Annotated in this window: 15 protein-coding genes; all 15 read right to left on the bottom strand. The window is 36.1% G+C overall.

What is annotated here, in order from left to right:
- Positions 1–75 precede the first annotated feature (75 nt).
- Positions 76–2,910 (bottom strand): DNA polymerase I, encoded by a 2,835-nt coding sequence (gene polA, locus FFS26_RS12525; protein WP_110011676.1) that lies wholly within the window; start codon positions 2,908–2,910, stop codon positions 76–78.
- A 158-nt stretch (positions 2,911–3,068) separates the two neighbouring features.
- The gene (tssD, locus tag FFS26_RS12520; RefSeq protein WP_062675327.1) at positions 3,069–3,482 is read right to left on the bottom strand and encodes a type VI secretion system tube protein TssD; all 414 of its coding nucleotides are present in this window, start codon (positions 3,480–3,482) and stop codon (positions 3,069–3,071) included.
- A 365-nt stretch (positions 3,483–3,847) separates the two neighbouring features.
- Positions 3,848–4,261 carry a type VI secretion system tube protein TssD gene (gene tssD, locus FFS26_RS12515; protein WP_053328223.1) on the bottom strand — a complete coding sequence of 138 codons (414 nt, stop codon included), beginning with the start codon at positions 4,259–4,261 and terminating at the stop codon, positions 3,848–3,850.
- A 274-nt stretch (positions 4,262–4,535) separates the two neighbouring features.
- A complete protein-coding gene (locus FFS26_RS12510) occupies positions 4,536–5,453 on the bottom strand; it encodes an ankyrin repeat domain-containing protein (protein WP_228406595.1) in 918 nt (305 codons plus the stop codon).
- A gap of 1 nt (position 5,454) precedes the next feature.
- Positions 5,455–6,705, bottom strand: a complete 1,251-nt coding sequence (locus tag FFS26_RS12505; protein ID WP_110011674.1) for a PAAR-like protein — start codon at positions 6,703–6,705, stop codon at positions 5,455–5,457.
- A 17-nt stretch (positions 6,706–6,722) separates the two neighbouring features.
- Positions 6,723–7,580, bottom strand: a complete 858-nt coding sequence (locus FFS26_RS12500; protein ID WP_110011673.1) for a hypothetical protein — start codon at positions 7,578–7,580, stop codon at positions 6,723–6,725.
- 32 nt (positions 7,581–7,612) lie between these two features.
- Positions 7,613–9,799, bottom strand: coding sequence for a type VI secretion system Vgr family protein (locus tag FFS26_RS12495; RefSeq protein ID WP_137905165.1), 2,187 nt, complete (start codon positions 9,797–9,799; stop codon positions 7,613–7,615).
- Between the two features lie 198 nt (positions 9,800–9,997).
- Positions 9,998–10,411 (bottom strand): type VI secretion system tube protein TssD, encoded by a 414-nt coding sequence (gene tssD, locus FFS26_RS12490; protein WP_062675331.1) that lies wholly within the window; start codon positions 10,409–10,411, stop codon positions 9,998–10,000.
- 344 nt (positions 10,412–10,755) lie between these two features.
- On the bottom strand, positions 10,756–11,619 hold the full coding sequence (locus FFS26_RS12485) for a lytic transglycosylase domain-containing protein (RefSeq protein WP_110011671.1): 864 nt from the start codon (positions 11,617–11,619) through the stop codon (positions 10,756–10,758).
- 60 nt (positions 11,620–11,679) lie between these two features.
- Complete coding sequence (locus FFS26_RS12480; RefSeq protein ID WP_110011670.1) at positions 11,680–14,178, bottom strand: ATP-dependent Clp protease ATP-binding subunit; 2,499 nt, start codon at positions 14,176–14,178, stop codon at positions 11,680–11,682.
- 305 nt (positions 14,179–14,483) lie between these two features.
- Positions 14,484–15,098, bottom strand: a complete 615-nt coding sequence (locus FFS26_RS12475) for a hypothetical protein (RefSeq protein WP_228449434.1) — start codon at positions 15,096–15,098, stop codon at positions 14,484–14,486.
- Positions 15,099–15,193: 95 nt separating this feature from the next.
- Entirely contained in the window at positions 15,194–15,781 is a 588-nt protein-coding gene (locus tag FFS26_RS12470) for a hypothetical protein (protein ID WP_228406593.1), read from the bottom strand.
- A 159-nt stretch (positions 15,782–15,940) separates the two neighbouring features.
- Positions 15,941–16,291, bottom strand: a complete 351-nt coding sequence (locus FFS26_RS12465) for a hypothetical protein (protein WP_137905164.1) — start codon at positions 16,289–16,291, stop codon at positions 15,941–15,943.
- A gap of 564 nt (positions 16,292–16,855) precedes the next feature.
- Entirely contained in the window at positions 16,856–17,836 is a 981-nt protein-coding gene (locus FFS26_RS12460; RefSeq protein ID WP_110011665.1) for a hypothetical protein, read from the bottom strand.
- Positions 17,820–17,993, bottom strand: a complete 174-nt coding sequence (locus FFS26_RS22520) for a hypothetical protein (protein WP_171006302.1) — start codon at positions 17,991–17,993, stop codon at positions 17,820–17,822. Before FFS26_RS22520 ends, FFS26_RS12460 begins: the two co-directional genes overlap by 17 nt.
- Position 17,994: the final 1 nt, after the last annotated feature.

Below are 17,994 nucleotides of genomic sequence, written 5' to 3'. Positions count from 1 at the left end.
GCTGTCCAGTTCTAACAAAATAAAACTTCCGCCTACAAGACGGAAGTTTTTTATTTAAGGTATAATTTTAAGTATTTAATGTGCTTCAAGCCAGTTATTTCCTACTCCAATCTCTACCAATAACGGAACCTGTGTTTTCAGGGCACTTTCCATTTCAGTTTTGATCAGTTTTGAAGCGGCGTCAATCTCGTCTATGGGAGATTCAAACACCAGTTCGTCATGTACCTGAAGAAGCATTTTTGTTGTAAGCTGCTGCTCTTCAAGCTCTCTGGCAATTTTGATCATGGCAATTTTAACAATATCGGCAGCACTTCCCTGAACCGGTGCGTTTACCGCATTTCTTTCTGCATGACCTCTTACCACGAAATTGTTGGAATTGATATCTTTCAGATGGCGCTTTCTTCCCAATATGGTTTCCACATATCCCACCTGGCGTGCTTTGTTCACCTGCTCAGCCATGTACTCCTTCAGTTTCGGATACGTTTCGAAATATGCTTCGATCATCTGTTTGGCTTCTGTACGGGACAATCCGGTTTGTTCTGCCAAAGCAAAAGCTCCTTGTCCGTAGATAATTCCAAAGTTTACAGTTTTAGCCTGGCTTCTCTGGGTTTTGGATACCTCAGCCAAAGGAATTTTAAAGAGTTTTGCCGCTGTGGAAGCGTGAATATCTTCTCCATCCTGGAAGGCTTTGATCATATTATCTTCTCCTGAAATTTCAGCAATTAAACGAAGTTCAATCTGTGAATAATCGGCAGAGATAATCTTTTTTCCTTCTCCGGAAACAAAAGCACCACGAATCTGCTGTCCTCTCAACGTTCGGATCGGAATATTCTGCAGGTTGGGGTTTACACTTGCCAAACGGCCTGTAGCTGCTGTAGTCTGTGAGAAGTTGGTGTGTACTCGGTTATCTTTTTTCTCGATCTGTGAAGGCAGAGCGTCTACATAGGTTGATTTTAATTTCTGGTATGTTCTGTATTCCAGGATATGCTTGATGATTTCATGTTTTGAATTCAGCTTCTGAAGCACATCTTCTGATGTTGCATATTGCCCTGTTTTTGTTTTCTTCGCTTTTGGATCGAGCTGTAATTTTTCAAACAGAATCTCTCCCAGCTGCTTCGGTGAATTCATATTGAATTCTTCTCCTGAAAGTTCAAAAATCTTTGTTTCAAGCTGTTTCAGATCATTCTCAAGGTCAACACTTTCCTGCGCCAACCATTTTTCATCCAGAGAAATTCCTGCAAGTTCCATTTTTGCCAGTACTTCCATCAGAGGCATTTCAATGTTAAAGAAAAGCTCTTCCAGGTTCTCCTTTTTCAGCTGTGGTGCGAATAGCTCATACAACTGGAAAGTTACATCTGCATCTTCCGCTGCATAATCTGTTTGTATTCTCAGATCAGCATCTCTGAAATTCCCCTGTTTTTTTCCTTTTTTTCCGATAATGGTTTCAATGGATACCGGTTTATAGTTCAGGTATACTTCTGAGAGATAATCCATCCCGTGTCTTCCGTCCGGGTTCAGGAGGTAGTGGGCGATCATTGTATCAAACATGGCGCCTTTCACGGTGATATCGTATTGTTTTAAAACTTTGTAATCAAATTTAAGGTTGTGCGCTACTTTCAGCAGGTCTTCTTTTTCGAAAAACGGTCTGAAAATCTCCAGGGTCTGCAATACTTCTTCTCTGTTTTCAGAGAGAGGAATGTAGTAGGCAAGCCCTTTTTTATAAGAGAAGCTCATTCCCACCAGTTCTGCTTCCAGTTCGTTTAATGATGTCGTTTCCGTATCGAAACACACCACTTTCTGCTCCAGCAGGTTGTCAACCAGCTTTTTCTGTGCTTTCGGATTATTAATAAACTGATACAGATGATCATTATTCTCAATCGTAGACTTTGTAGAAGTTGCCTGCTCCAGTTCCTCAAAATTAGCAAAAAGATCAAGCTGCATCACCTGCCCTTTTACTTCAGTTCCGGCCGGAGTCTGTTTTACCTCTACTTCACTTACAACCACTGTTTCTACAGCTGCAGGAGCGAAAGCCCTGTAAAGGTTTTCGTATAGTCTTCTGAATTCTATTTCGTCAAAGACCTCTTTTACTTTTTCAAAATCCGGAGTTTCCAGGTCATATTGTTCCTGATGGAATTCTACAGGAGCATCACAGATGATAGTGGCTAATTTTTTAGACATAATACCACGTTCTGCGGAAGCTTCTACTTTTTCTTTCAGTTTTCCTTTCAGTTTATCCGTATTGGCTAGTAAATTTTCAATGCTTCCGAATTCTTTCAGGAATTTCATGGCAGTTTTCTCTCCTACTCCTTCCAATCCAGGAATATTATCTACGGCATCTCCCATCATGGCAAGGAAATCAATCACCTGCTTAGGATCATCAATCTCATATTTTGCCTTTACTTCTTCTACGCCTAAAATTTCAATGTCACCGCCTTTTAAACCTGGCTTATAAATTTTAATTTTATCCGTAACCAGCTGTGCAAAATCTTTATCCGGTGTCACCATGAAGGTGGTGTATCCTTCTTTTTCGGCTTTGCATGCAATAGTCCCAATGACATCATCGGCTTCATATCCTTCCACCCCAAGAATCGGGATGTGCATTGCTTCCAGAATTTTGTGGATATATGGAATTGCAATTTTGATTGCTTCGGGAGTTTCGCTTCTGTTGGCTTTATATTCTGAGAAATCATCAGTTCTTACACTGGCCTGTCCAACATCAAAAACTACTGCCAGGTGTGTTGGTTTTTCTCTTCTGATCAATTCGATGAGAGAATTGGTAAAACCGAAGATGGCAGAAGTATCCAGACCTTTGCTGGTGAGTCTCGGATTTCTGATTAATGCGTAATATCCTCTGAAAATCATCGCATAAGCATCGATGAGAAACAGCCTTTTATCTTGTGTTGCGTCCATATTTTGAATAATGAACAAATATAAGAAAATAGGAGTAAAAGTTGATAGTTTGAGGAAGGGTTTCGGGGTATCGGGATGCGAGGTTCGGGATGGGGTTAAAAAAACAAAACAGCATACCCGAAGGCATACTGTTTCTTTTTTTATTTAAGTTTATGGGATTATTTACCTGAAGAAGGCCATAGTCCTGCGTACTGAGAAGTACCGTAATCAATGGTTTCAGCACTTACTACGAAGCTGATCAGCATACTGTTGCTGTCTACTGCATCGAAATCTACTTCGTGCTGGATAACGTATCCGTTTTCCCATTTCAAAGTGATCAGTGTTCCTTCTTCGTGAGATTTGTTGAAAGTGATCTCTCCTACTGTCGGCTTGTATTTACCGTTTAGTAAGCTTTCAAGGATGTCTGATTTTTCAGTAGCTTCTACTGTCACCTTGATTAATGCATTGGAAGGATCTGATGCTACACGTCCTGAAACGTCTGTAGATCTTGATACGCTGTAGTTCATTTTTAACAGCTTCTGTCCTTCTCCGTTGTTGAATTTTAAGATTCCTCTTGAGTTTCTTTCTGCCATGATTGTAAATTTTAATCGTTAGTAATAAATTGTAATTCAATAATTATATAACAAAGATAAAGCCCCTGGTTTTGAAAAAAAAGCAATTGAAAGGAAATCTGAAAAAGTGTAGTAATTGTACGATTTGATGTCGTAGTTCTACGATTTATTGTCGTAATTCTACGACATTAGATTTAAAAACAGAAGATAAATACCTTATAACAAATATATTAAGGGCATAAACAGAAATTTATTATTACACCTTCAAGAGATATATGACTTTGATATGATTTTAAAAATTCTGATCCTGTTAAATAAAAAACAGAACAGCGTCTCTTGTCCGCTGTTCTGTACCAATTTTATTTTTACTAAGATGATGAATAGGCTTATTTACCTGCTGAAGGCCATAGTCCTGCGTACTGGGAAGTACCGTAGTCAATGGTTTCAGCACTTACTACGAAGCTGATCAGCATGCTGTTGCTGTCAATAGCATCGAAGTCTACTTCGTGCTGGATAACGTATCCGTTTTCCCATTTCAAAGTGATCAATGTTCCTTCTTCGTGAGATTTGTTGAAAGTAATCTCTCCTACTGTCGGTTTGTATTTACCGTTCAGTAAGCTTTCAAGGATGTCTGACTTTTCAGTAGCTTCTACTGTCACTTTGATCAATGCGTTGGAAGGATCTGATGCTACACGTCCTGAAACGTCTGTAGATCTTGATACGCTGTAGTTCATTTTTAACAGCTTCTGTCCTTCTCCGTTGTTGAATTTTAAGATTCCTCTTGAATTTCTTTCGGCCATGATTGTAAATTTTAATCGTTAATATTGTTATTCAGTGATTGTGTTAGCAAATATAGAAGCTCTTTACGGCTTAAAAAAAAAATTGAATATAAATCTGAAAAAGTGTAGTAATTCTACGATTTCTTGTCGTAATTCTACGATAATTGATTTACATATTAAATTAACACACTAGTTATAAATACGTTACATCAAAAACAGAAAAAACTTTGAAATTAAAATATTTCACACATCAAAGACAAAAAAAACTTCCGGAATAATAATGCTATAAACACTGTCATTTTCCTTTAACCCTGTTTAAATCTTCCTGATAAAGATTTTCTCCGTAATTTTTTTTGAAATTCACTGATAGCTTATCTTTAGAACTTAAAGATTCATACTGTCTTATTCTAAGTTTTGCTTCTTCTATTGTGTCTTTCTTATATGGGAACGCTACATTATATTGATCAACCAACTGTTTTTTAATTCCGAATAATTTTTGATAATAAGGAGAGTCTGGCAGATTACGGTCACTTTTCTGCTTTTCCTTATACTGAATATACTCTGCCATTGGGCAAAGGTCTGTTCCTTTTATTTTAGGCAACCCTCCTTTGGCCAGAAAGTATTCTGCCATACCCAGATCATCCCTGGCAGCACTTTCCATAATGTTGCTTCCGTTATAAGAAACATTATTGATGTCAGCGCCGTTCTGAAGTAAGTAATCAATCATTTTCTTTTCGGTACTTTCCTCACCTCCAAGGGTCATTGCATCAGATAAAGGGGAATTCCCTACAGCCGGGTTAGGACTGGCTTTATATTTGAAAAGTAATTGCAGCATTTCGTAATTATTAAGTGCTACAGCATGATTCAAAGGAGACTCTAAACCTTCATGAGGTATTATAATATTAGGATCAGCTCCCAGCTCTAAAAGCTTTTCCATGGCTTTCAAATCTTCAATAACAGAAGCATACATCAGTAAGGTATACCCTGTGTTCTCCTGTAATTTATTGATATCAATATTTTTTTCCTTAATAATTTCTTCCATGCCTTTCAGATCTCCATCAAACATTTTCTGGGCAGCTGATAAACCGTCTCCTGTAAACATTCTTGAAGGAGGATATTGATTTCTATTTTCGTTTTTACGCGACCTAAGATTAAAATCTGAACAGGAAAAAAGTGTCATGATAGAAAGTATTATTAAAATAAATGGTTTCATATTATATATTATTAGCTACAACATCAGTATTTATAGTGGCCAGCATCGCCTGAAACGCATCATTATATGCGCTATGTCCGCTTCCAATGGTTTTTAGGCCAAGCCCTTCATTATCATCAATGTACCCAAAGATTTCATTCTGTTCTCCCAGCGCTCTCGGAACACCTCCTGTAAGACCTCCGAAAATTGCAATTTTGTTGAGCCCCGGAATTCTGGATAAAGCCAATGTAGAGAGCAGACCTTCCCTGTTATTTTGCAGCCCGTTAAGAATATCATTACTTGTACTGTAATTGATAATTCCGGAAGTTGATTTTACTGCTCCTTTTTTATCGAGATAATCGAGTGTATTGCCATGTACTCCTCTTGCATTGAAGGTATATCCCGGAAGTCCTGTGTAATAGGAAGCCATGGCACTGTTCCCTCCTCCTAATGAATGTCCGGTAAATTTCACTTTTCCTCCGGTCGCATTATCCATTTTTTCCGCAAGCATTCTCGTTTTTTCTATCTGAGGCGTTGCGAAACCAAGCGCCTGTCCTCCATCTTCGATGAACCAGTCATGATAAAACTGCATTCCTTTAGGTTCTGAACCTCTGAATGCCACAAAATAATCTCCTGTTTCTTTATTGTAATATAAAGAAGAAAAGAAGCCGTTGTCTTTATTGGTATTGAAATCTTTGCTGGTTAACACTCCCGGACCGAATAGCTTGTCCAGCTCAGCCTGATCATCTGTATTGATTCGCGTGTACCCATCAATACTTGTATTATTCCCGTTATTATCCTCGTAAGAATCCTGGGCCATTCTACTGGCAATAGAGGCCTCCTGCAGCTGGGCAACAGGTAAATGAAAGGTGATTTTACCTCCTATGAAACAGTGTAGACTGGAATTTTGCAACAGAGGTTTTTTATTTTCGATTTTCACTTTTGGATGGGTATTTTGCCAGTCGCTTCCCTTGCATAAAAATGAACAAATATTGAGGCAGTCATCAATGAGGGCACTTCCTGCCCAGGCTGCTGCCGCTAAAACAAAAAGTCCACCGGAGAAAGCTGCCGCTACGGCTACCCCTGCTAATGCTCCTGCCATCATCATTTCAGGACAGATAAAATTGTCTTTAAAACGGTCCTTTTCCGTGGCCATCAGCTTAGCTCCTTTTTTCAATTTTACGGAAGACTGGGAACTGACTCCAATTCCTATAAGTCTTCGGCCTTTACTACAAGTAAGCGGAGTATCCTGTGCGATATATAATTGACTCATAGTGATCGTATTAATTGTTATGTTTCACTTAACCTTATATGGTACCTGCATACATAGATCATCTTTTCATTCAGTTCTTCTTTCACATGAAATATGACCTCTGATAGTACAGAATCTTCATTATAAAGATATTCTCCCTCAATGGCATACTTATATTCCAGAGCATTTCCGAGCGTTCTCTGATATTTATCTTTATAAATACTCTCAAAGCGGGACTGATTTCCTTTACTTTTTCCATCCAGTTTCACAGTGAAGCCTCCTTCTTTATTTTTTAAAATTTTATACGAGGAACTATATTCAAGTTCTTCTCCCGGAAAAAGGGTTGACAAAGCTATTCTTACAGGAATTTCATCTGTAAAACTTCCCCCGCTGAATGCCGGTAAAGGATAAAACATGATCTGATACAAAAAGTTTTGTCTGATATTACGATCTATATTGTTAAATTCTTTATCATAGATCTGAATAAATACCTTATAACTTTCTTTTACCAGCTCAAAAAAATGCAGATCCTTCTTTATCTCTTCCCATCTGCTTACAATTTCACTTTTATTGGTTACTTCGTGGATACTTTTATCCGTATTTAAAGATAATTCAACAACCTCAGTCGCTTTATTTATTTTTTCAAGAATTTCATAAAATGGCTGCATCTGCCCGTCTGCCTGAATATATCGCTGGGTAGAAGACTGTATGGTAATATGATTATATTCTCCCGGTATTACTACCCAGTCTTCTTCTATTTCCGTCTGGTTGGCTTTTCCTGTTCCTAAAGTAAGATAGGATTTTATATTGATATTATATTCTCTTTTTTTGTACCAGGCATATTTGAATCCTGCCAGCTGGTCATTTTTTTCAACTTTATTCGGTTCCAAAGTCATGTTTTAATACGTTTTAGAATATATTCGCGACATCAGTTGATATCAACATTACTTCCGGTAATAAATATATCTCCTGTAGCATTCATTGAAGTGACTGCTTTACTGTGAATACTCAGGTTATCCTGTGTTACCAATAATGCATTTTTTAATGAATTCAAATCCAGCATTCCTTCTTTTGCAGAGATAGTAATCCCCTCTTTAGTAATTGTGATACTGTTTTCACCAACTCTTAATTCAATTTTTGTTTTTCCTTCCAGAGCAATATTTCCGGCTGCGTCCATTGTCAGGACTGAATTGGCTGCCCCGCCTTCTTTTCCTCCGACATTAATAGAATTTGTACTGCCGGCATTTACCGTATTATTATTTCCTACGTTAACCGTTTTATTGTTATTGGCATTAGTCTGGGCATTTCCTGCCCCGTCAAACTTCATATTAGCCCCGCCCTGATCCGTCAGAAATACAGAGCCTTCACCATCATTTAATTCTAATTTATTTCCACTTCTGCTGCTCAGACTTTTGATATTGTTACCGGCTCCGCCACCGCCACCTATTCCCCCATGGAACATTCCTCCCATCACAAACGGACGGTCCGGGTGCTGATGTACAAAATTGACAATAACCTGGTCTCCCACTTCCGGAACAGCCATAAATCCTCTGTTCTTACTTACTTTATCACTACTTCCTGCATCCGGGGTCATTACGCGGACAAATTCAGTAGTATCAGGTCCGCTTTGCCAATCGAACTGCACACGTACTCTTCCCTGATTTAAAGGATCTGTATTTGAAATTACTTTTCCAAACTGGGCTTCTGCTTTGGGCATCTGAAATTCGGGACGAGGAATAAATCCTGTATCTGCTGCAATTGCTTCAAATTTGCCATCATAATAGCCTCTGGCATCCACTTCGTGAGAAACTTCAATAATCATCAGTTTTGTAAAATAAGAGGTTTCATTACTCTCTGTTTTACGCATTTCGATATCCGCGATACATCCCGGATATAAGAAAGGAACTGTTGTAGTTCCCGAAGTAACAAAAACTTCTGCAGCCTTGCTACCCGCGGTTCCCTTCTGGGAAGCATTAATATCCATAAAGGAAGATGCTTTAATAGGGGCCACTCTCAAAGAAGGAGTAGTAAAAGTTTTTTCTGATATTTCGTAAGCACGTCTTGCAATATCTGAAGTATGGTTAATTTTTGAACTGCCAGCTGTCAGCTTCTCATTTTTACTGCTGTTATAACCATAAAAAGTAGGACTTACATGCTGGGCCTTCATTTTGATGGCTATATCACTTACACTGCTTCCGTAAGTAAGCCTGACAGGTTTCTCCTGTGGCGGCAGTTTTCCGAAGTGCAGAACTTCTCCATCATAATAAAACTGCTCTCCATAACCTTCTGCCATTCTTGCGAGATAATTATAATGGGTTTCTTCATATTGTGAGCTGTACGATATATTTCCATGCTGGGCATCTACTCTGAAATCAAATTTATGCTGTCCCAGCCCTTCTTTAATTACCTGATCAGCAATACTGTTCAAACTTACAGGCTGGCTTCCTCCAAAGCTCTGAATATGAGGGGCTGCATCCAAAAGTACAGTTGGGCTGTAGCCTTTGATGATAATATTTCCAAGACTTCCTTTCTCCTGGCTGAAACCTACTTCTGTAACCACTCCTACAAAATTACGTTCGGCTCCTTTCTCAATATCTTTATATTTGAAAACAACTGTGATTCTTTTTCCTAAAAACTTCTGAGCTTCTTCCAGATTGTGATTTTCCGGTTTACCCAAAGTATCATGAGCCAGTATAAGACTGAACTCATGGTGTCTGGTAGCACTCTGTACCAGCTTAAAATGCTTGAAATGATTAATAATCTCACCTTCTATGATTACATCAAGCTTGATAACCCGGTTGATTCCTGCTATATAGCTCTGAGAAATCGCTTCTGCATTATGTATTTTTGAAGTAGGCTGTTTGGCCCATACTTTTGTCTCAACAACGGAAGGGTCGTTAGAAACCAGCGTTTGATTCAGAAACGTTCCTGTTTCCTGTGCTGAGTTTAAGTGCTGTGCAGTTTCTGCTGTCTTTTTTATTTTATTCCCTGCCTGGTTTACCTTTTCATCTGCTTTCGTAACCGCATTTTCCTGCGCAGTTTTTTTAATCGTCTCTGTATCCTGGCTGATAGATTGCTGAGAATTCTTTACTCTAATTTTATCATCTTGAAACATAGTGTTACGTGTTTTTAAGTTAATAAATGTTGAATTGATGCTGTAGGTATCATTACAGGCTTTGTAAATTCCAGATATTGGTTTTTATAAGTGATTGATTACTTATCTGAAACTTATTGTAAAGCAGAAAACAGAACAGCAAACTTTTACAAGGGCTGTTCTGTACCAATTTTATTTTTACTAAGATGATGAATAGGCTTATTTACCTGCTGAAGGCCATAGTCCTGCGTACTGGGAAGTACCATAGTCGATGGTTTCAGCGCTGATTACGAAGCTGATCAGCATGCTGTTGCTGTCAATAGCGTCGAAGTCTACTTCGTGCTGGATAACGTATCCGTTTTCCCATTTTAAAGTAATCAGAGTTCCTTCTTCGTGAGATTTGTTGAAAGTAATCTCTCCTACGGTCGGCTTGTATTTACCGTTTAGTAAGCTTTCAAGGATGTCTGATTTTTCAGTAGCTTCTACTGTAACTTTGATCAATGCGTTGGAAGGATCTGATGCTACACGTCCTGAAACGTCTGTAGATCTTGATACGCTGTAGTTCATTTTTAACAGCTTTTGCCCTTCTCCGTTGTTGAATTTTAAGATTCCTCTTGAATTTCTTTCGGCCATGATTGTAAATTTTAATCGTTAATATTTTGTGATTCGGTGATTGTGTTAGCAAATATAGAGGCTCTTTTCCGGTAAACAAAGCTTTTGAATGGAAATCTGAAAATTTGTAGTAATTCTACGATTTCTTGTCGTAATTCTACGACATTGGATTTAAAAAACCTACCACAAACCTTATTAACACAGGATTTTAACTCATTAAAAACAAGCATTAAAAGTCAATAATTTTCCACATCATTGAGAAATATTAAGATTTTATTAGTAAAAAATTGGTCTGTTTTTAACAGATTGGACAATAAAAAAAGCAATCAGTTTGGCTGATTGCTTTTTTATATCGTTGATATATTTTACTGCTGAATTTTTCCTCCTTCTTTTAGGGAGCGAACCAATATTTTATTTTTCCTTAGCAGAAAGTCCGGCATCAGATCCATCGGAAGATAGAAGGGGCTTTCTCCTTTTTTCTGAAGCTCTTCCATAATTCCGGGATTCCAGGCAAGAATTTTATCCACTTCTACATTCAGTTCAGCGGCGACAATATTAAGGTTGAATCCTGCATTGATCTCCGTTTCTGAAAGCGCTGCAGCAGTCTCTTTCCGGTCTCCCTGAAAGAAAATCTTATTGATTCTTGCAGAGTTATAATTATTCAGTACACTCTGAAGTTCTCCTGTGGCATAGCATGCATTAAGATATTTCTTTACATGATTAATGGTTTCCCCCGGAAGGTATTTATAAAATTCATGGTATTGGGTAGAACCTGCAGCTTCCATCGCTTTGGCAATATTCCCTTCTCCGCAGTTGTAAGCAGCGACTACTGTTACCCAGTTATTGTACTTTTTATAAAGATTACTCAGTGAAATAGCAGCTGTTTTGGTACTTTTATAAATATCGGTACGTCCCTGCTCAGTGAGTCCGTATTGGTTGGCATGTGCTGTCATAAACTGCCAGATCCCTACTGCTCCGGCTCCTGAGGTAATATTTCTGTCAAAATGGGATTCAATCAGGGCCAGGTTTCGCAAATGTTTGGGAAGACCTTTCTGAAGGAGTAACTGTTCAATAAATTCTACAAGATCTTTATTGGCATTAATGATACCCTTATATTTTTTCACACTGCTTTCCGAGGTGTCGGAAGCAGCAAGAAACTGTCCGTTGATCATGATAACGGATCCTAATAATAGAAAACCTGTAAAGATATTTCTGACAATTGTTTTCATTTTAATTTTATTTATAAGCAAAAGGGTAAAAGCTGGCTGCAAATACCCTTTGCTTTATACTTAATCTACTTTCCAGCTTAGTTTTTCCTCGTCTTTATTCCAGTCTACATGAATAGTCTGGCCGGATTTCACTTCTTCTCTCACAATCATTTTAGAGATTGGTCTTGCAAGCTGAGCACGGATGACCCCTGAGATCTGTCTTGCACCATACTTACTGCTAAACCCTCCTAATGCAAGGTTTTTCACAGCTTCATCGGTAATTTTCAAAGCAATTCCCAATCTTGTTAATGAAGTATGAAGTGATTTCAGCTGAATATTAAATATTCTTTCTGCAATAGATTCTGTGATCGGTGCAAAAGGAATAATTTCTGTAATTCTTGCCAGGAACTCAGGTCTGAATCGTCCGGAGTTTGACATAATCTGCATGAGTGAAGATGATTCCGGAATTTTTCCTTCTTCAAACTGTTTTACAATTTCTTCACTTCCGATATTGGAGGTAAACAGGATCAATGCATTACTGAAATCTCCTTCTTTACCTAATTTATCATGAACTTTCCCTTCATCCATAATCTGAAGGAATACATCAAAAACAGAATGGTGGGCTTTTTCAATCTCATCAAATAACACAACAGTATATGGCTGTTGTCTGATTTTATTAACAAGCATTCCTCCTTCTTCATATCCTACATATCCCGGAGGCGCTCCGTATAGCAACGCTGCGGAATGTTCTTCTTTAAATTCCGACATATCAAAGCGTACCATTGCCTTTTCATCGTTGAAAAGTAATTCTGCCATTGATTTTGCCAACTCTGTTTTACCGGTTCCGGTAGGTCCAAGAAGGAAGAACGATCCGATAGGCTGTCCCGGTTTGTTCAATCCGCTTCGGTTTTCAACAATAGCATCGGAAAGGATTTTCAATGCATGGTCCTGTCCTACGACTCTGTTCAACAGAAGAGATTCCATATTCAGGAGTTTTTCTTTTTCCTGAGCCTGGATTTTCCCGATTGGGATATTGGTTTTGGCAGCCATTACAGCAGCAAGCTCCAGTCTGTCAACTTTTTCTCTTTTTTTGGCGGCATGCTGTAAAAGTTCTGCGTAAGTATCTTCAATGATTTTCTGAATCTGATCTACCGGCATAGAGTTGTCAATCGAAGGCTGCTCACTGAGTGAACCCCAGAGAATCGGGCTTATTTTATCTCTCAGCAGGTTGTAAGTCCAGATCAGTTCATCCGCTTTATCTTTGCTGTCGGCATATTCTTCTGTTAAAATCGCATCATAACTTTCTTTCCAGCTGTCCAGTTCTTTTTCGGAAAGTTCATCAAGCATTTTGATGGCTGCCATTGTTCTGTCTAATAAGTCAATAGCGGCATCCGGTAATTTTTTACCTTTGGCATATCTTTTTGCCAGACGTACACATTCCGGAAGAGCTGTTTTTTCAACTTCAATACTATGGTGTTTTTTGTAGCCTTCCAATAGTACATCTATCATTTTGACACAGGTTTTCTCATCCGGTTCAAGAACGGTTAACACTTCAAAACGACGGTTGAAAGCCTGTTCCGGCTCTATAATTTTTCTGTATTCTTCCTGAGTTGTAGCACCGATTACGGTAATTTCACCTCTGGCAAGTTCAGGCTTAAGGAGATTAGCAACATTTCCAATACTTCCTTTCGGATCTAAAAGGGTGTGGATTTCATCAATGAAGAGAATGGCTTTTTCAATTTTCTTACATTCATTGATTACTTTTTTCAGGCGGTCTTCAATTTCACCTTTATAAGAAGTTCCCGCCAGTAATGCTCCGGTGTCCAGTTCTAAAAGGGTACCGTTTTTAAGCATTTCAGGAACATTTCCTTTAATAATTTCTGTAGCAAAACCTTCTACCAAAGCTGTTTTTCCTACTCCCGGCTCCCCGATGATGATCACATTCGGTTTGCTTCTTCGGCAAAGGATTTCCACCAGCATTCTGAGTTCTTTGTCCCTGCCGATGATATTTTCGATTTCTCCTTTTCTCGCCTGCGCCGTTCTGTCTACACAATAGCTTTTAATGGAAGGAAAGGAAGAGTCTGAATAATCTGCTGAACCATTTGAAAATAATGATGAAAAATCTCCATCTTCTGAAACAGTAAACGGAGTATCTTTTCTGTACAGATTGAAGATCTCATGTTCTCTCAACGGAAGTGATTTTAACTGCTGAAGAGAGAATACAACTTGAGGCTTTACAATGGCTGTCAGAATACAGATAGGAGTAATCTCATCCAGTCCAAGTTTTAAACGGATATCATCAGCTTCTTCAATAAGGGTATCTACCGCTTCATCCTGTCCTACTTCATCGGAAAGATGACTGGTTTTCGGGTATTCTTCGATACGGACATCTGCCCATTCATAGAAATAGCCCGGATCTTTATCTATACTTTTCAGGAATTCATTAAGGCCGATATCTTTATGCATTAAAGCCTGCAGGATATGCGGGCCTCCATACGTTCCATTATAGTTTTCCTTCGCTATCGACTGAGCAATATGAAATAGTTGCTTTACTGTTTCGTTGGTTACTAGTACTCCCATTTATAATTTTCTTATATTAATATATTTGCGTTCTGTTTATTATGCAGATTTGATGATTTTGATCTCTATTTTTCATTCCTTTTACCAAGACATAAAAAATCGTTCTTTTGTGATGCTAAAATTAATTATTTTATTCTAAATGATATAAAGATAGTTAATTCTTCAATTAGAGAAGTAACAACGGTGTTTTTTGTTTTTAATCGTAGTTCTGATGGTGATATATTGTAGTAAATTACTTTTCTGAATCACTTTCCTGTTAAAATAGAAAAAAGATTAGCCTTTTAAAGCATTTTATTATTAATTGCTTACAAGCGAACCACTTTTTTCTCCAGCTCTTCACCTGTTTTACCATCCAGAATGATTTCTTCTATTTTGTCGCCTGCAGTCTGATGAGAAATTCTCCATACTTTTTTGCCTTCAAAAACCTGTTTTAATACTCTAGCTTGGTAACCAGAATCATGGTAGCCCTTAGGCAGATCAATTTTATTCTTTTCACAATACTTTACTACCTTTTCAGGAGTAAAACTATATCCTTCATCTGTATTTTCTTCTTTAATAAGCTTACCTGATTTATCAAAATAATATAACATTCCTACAGGCGAGCCCATGTTAAATGAAAATGATTTATTTTTTATGTATCCATTTTTATAATAGAATTTATCTGATTTATAAAAAGCATTCTCATAGTAAATACTTAAAATATATCCACCTTCAGAAGCAGAAAAAATTTCCTTTCTTCCTTCCGGAGTTTCAATACATCTGTCATCATCTTTTTTCTTAGAATTCTGTATAGTAATCTTTTCAAATTCATTAGTAATTTTTGGAATCATTGTCTTTTGTAATTCCTGACATTGACATTGTAGAAAAAGACCTAACAACAATACTACAAATAGTTTTTCTATAAATCTATTATCAATCATATAATTATGGGTTATAAAAAAATACTGTCTTCTTTTTGTAATCTTTCTGGTAGATTTATGTTAAACCTGTAAACAGCTAGCCCATTAATCATTAACTAACTGCTTACAAACGGAACCACTTTTTTCTCCAGTTCTGTACCTGATTGACCATCTAAAACAACTTTTTGAATATCTCCATCCGGGATAAGGTATTCTATTACCCAAACTTTTTTACCATTGAGAACATCTTTTCTAATCCGTGTATAAAACCCGGAATCATGATACCCTTTCGGAAGCTCAATTTTATTCTTTTCGCAATAAATTATTACCTTTTCAGGAGTAAAACTATATCCTTCATCTGTATTTTCTTCCTTAGTAAGTTTGCCTGATTCATCAAAATAATACCAGATGCCAATTGGAGAACCTTCATTGAAAGCTATTCCTTTATTTTTAATATTTCTGGAAGGATAGTAATTTTTAATTATCATAAAATAGCTATTCTTGTGATATTCCGTATAACTAGAACCGATTTTAGCAGAAACAAATGTTGTCGTTTTGTTATCATTAATAATAATACGTTTTGCCTCTTCGGTATTGATTATTTCAAATTTATTATCTACTGTTGGTACCATGCTTTTGTTTATTTTTTGAGGTTGACATTGTATAAACATACTCAACCACATTAACACTATTATTTTATTCATAACAACCTATTTTATAGATGAATTAGCTTTTTTCCATTGCCAATAGTATAATAAACATTGTACATCAATTTTATTTTTCTAGACCCAAAACTATAATCTAATCTTTATAAAATATTATAATAATGTAAATTTCAATATAGTAACACAATCCAGACTGAGTTATTCTTTTACCTGACCTTGCATTGGTTCTGTATTTCCCGATTGCGAGTTTACTTTCAATTTATATAGTTTCCAGGATCTGTTCATCTTATCCTGGCTGGGATCATTTGTTACACCAAATAGATAATCTTCTCCTTCACAAAAAAGAAATACCGGAGTCAATTTTATATGTTCTTTTTTTAAATATTCCAAAAATATAGCATTGGCCTCATCATATTTTATCTGGGCATTATTTTCAAAAGATGTAAACTCTTCAGTTTTATAATAAATTCTATTTGTATTATTCATATGCTCTTTTTTACATTGAGAAAATAAAAACATAACAATTAAAAAAAATATTCTAAGTTTCATAATTTAAAACCGACTTAATTTATTTCGTTTTCTTCTTATAAGAAACATCGTCAAAAGATTAAATATAAAAATTAGAGTTAAAGAAATGTATATTATGGTTTCCAAAGTATCATATTTTGTATTAAAATAAAATATTTCAGAAACATAAAACATTTCAAATAGATATATAAATACCATACATATAAATGCAATAATATAATGGCTCTTTTCTTTATTATCCATTAGTTTGACTGAAAAAAGTAATGTAAATAAATTTAAAATAAAAAGAAACATTACAGCTCCATTAGAACCAAGTTTCAAAATATTAAAGAGTAAAACTAGTACTACTATTATAAAATATTTTATTTTACTTCTTAGTAAAAGATTTGCAGTTATTACTAATATTAAAAAGAGAAACCAATTAAAAATAATGCTTTTTTGAGTTAATTCGTAACATTCTGTACTAACATCACAAAATAAACCTAAATCAAACGATGTATTGTATAATAATTTATAGCCGAAATAGCTAACAATACCAATTACTAGATATATTAAGAAAAATTGAATTTTTGATTTCATATATATTTAACCTTTTGGAAAGACCATTGTATCACAAGGTATTATAATTTTTTTATTTTTTTGAAATAAACACATGCAACCTGGAGGACCATATGGAAAGTCTCCTGCTACAACATCTCTATATGCACCTTGCGGTTGCCAAGGATAAATTTCATCAATCTTTTTTTCTTTTTTCTTATAAGCTCTAAAATTATCATCGTTTTTAATATCAATATTTATCTTTTCAAGATTATCAGCAATTTTTAAATCTAACCTATCCGATCTTCCTCCCCAAGTAAGTTCATAATTACTTCTCTTAAGAAAAGCATGAACTTTTGCATTTAACCTATCGGCTAACTTCTGAGCAAGACTTTCTGCTTCACCCCATGTAAATTTTTCAACCTCAGAATCATTATCCACACTGAGTCCAGTCCTACATGCAAAGGACCATAATTCAACATCTTTTGAGAAACTTTTAGGATTTAATATTGTATAGTTTTCTAAATTCAGTTCATTTTTCTGAGCAGTTTCATTTGATTTTATATTATTATTTTTTATGTAAATATCCCAATCTAACATAAATGTAATTCTACTTGGCATACCATGAGAATAGAAATATACATTTTTAACCTTATACATATTTCCATATTCATCCGGTTTCGTACGATAATCACTCCCAGATTTCTCTATACTTCCAATGTTTAAATAATTAAAAAGTTGAGAAATATTAGTGATCGCAATAATCTTTATATTTTTTTTATAACTTTTCAGTGAATTTTCAAACTCACTTATCATATTTTGAGAATAGCCATGCTTAAAATATATTACTGTTTGTACACTTGATATCTTAACTCTTCTTATAGCTTGAGCCATAAACATTAATTTATTAACTGGCTTTTTGTCATGAACTTCTGCACCTACAACAACTATATTCTCATTATACTCAACTATATGATTTATGGAAGGCTTTCCTGGTTTGTATTCTCCTACGCTATTTCCTGTTGCCATGAGAATGTATTTTTTTAGGGCTATTCAATACTAATTTACCGTCCATAGCTTCTACCCATTTGGATGTAGCAATTTCTTCTAATCTCTTTCCACAAATAATAGTTTCTTTATTTGTAGTTTTGATAATCATATTTTTTGATCTCTTGATAATTGCCATA

The organism is Chryseobacterium sp. 2VB, assembly GCF_005503635.1.
Lineage (GTDB): Bacteria > Bacteroidota > Bacteroidia > Flavobacteriales > Weeksellaceae > Chryseobacterium > Chryseobacterium cupriresistens.
This window is presented reverse-complemented; position numbering and strand designations above follow the sequence as displayed.

Bases quoted from the DNA above. Each gene is read 5' to 3' on its own strand.
- polA (WP_110011676.1), bottom strand. From the start codon at position 2,910: ATGGACGCAACACAAGATAAAAGGCTGTTTCTCATCGATGCTTATGCG.
- tssD (WP_062675327.1), bottom strand. From the start codon at position 3,482: ATGGCAGAAAGAAACTCAAGAGGAATCTTAAAATTCAACAACGGAGAA.
- tssD (WP_053328223.1), bottom strand. From the start codon at position 4,261: ATGGCCGAAAGAAATTCAAGAGGAATCTTAAAATTCAACAACGGAGAA.
- FFS26_RS12510 (WP_228406595.1), bottom strand. From the start codon at position 5,453: ATGAAACCATTTATTTTAATAATACTTTCTATCATGACACTTTTTTCC.
- FFS26_RS12505 (WP_110011674.1), bottom strand. From the start codon at position 6,705: ATGAGTCAATTATATATCGCACAGGATACTCCGCTTACTTGTAGTAAA.
- FFS26_RS12500 (WP_110011673.1), bottom strand. From the start codon at position 7,580: ATGACTTTGGAACCGAATAAAGTTGAAAAAAATGACCAGCTGGCAGGA.
- FFS26_RS12495 (WP_137905165.1), bottom strand. From the start codon at position 9,799: ATGTTTCAAGATGATAAAATTAGAGTAAAGAATTCTCAGCAATCTATC.
- tssD (WP_062675331.1), bottom strand. From the start codon at position 10,411: ATGGCCGAAAGAAATTCAAGAGGAATCTTAAAATTCAACAACGGAGAA.
- FFS26_RS12485 (WP_110011671.1), bottom strand. From the start codon at position 11,619: ATGAAAACAATTGTCAGAAATATCTTTACAGGTTTTCTATTATTAGGA.
- FFS26_RS12480 (WP_110011670.1), bottom strand. From the start codon at position 14,178: ATGGGAGTACTAGTAACCAACGAAACAGTAAAGCAACTATTTCATATT.
- FFS26_RS12475 (WP_228449434.1), bottom strand. From the start codon at position 15,098: ATGATTGATAATAGATTTATAGAAAAACTATTTGTAGTATTGTTGTTA.
- FFS26_RS12470 (WP_228406593.1), bottom strand. From the start codon at position 15,781: ATGAATAAAATAATAGTGTTAATGTGGTTGAGTATGTTTATACAATGT.
- FFS26_RS12465 (WP_137905164.1), bottom strand. From the start codon at position 16,291: ATGAAACTTAGAATATTTTTTTTAATTGTTATGTTTTTATTTTCTCAA.
- FFS26_RS12460 (WP_110011665.1), bottom strand. From the start codon at position 17,836: ATGGCAACAGGAAATAGCGTAGGAGAATACAAACCAGGAAAGCCTTCC.
- FFS26_RS22520 (WP_171006302.1), bottom strand. From the start codon at position 17,993: ATGGCAATTATCAAGAGATCAAAAAATATGATTATCAAAACTACAAAT.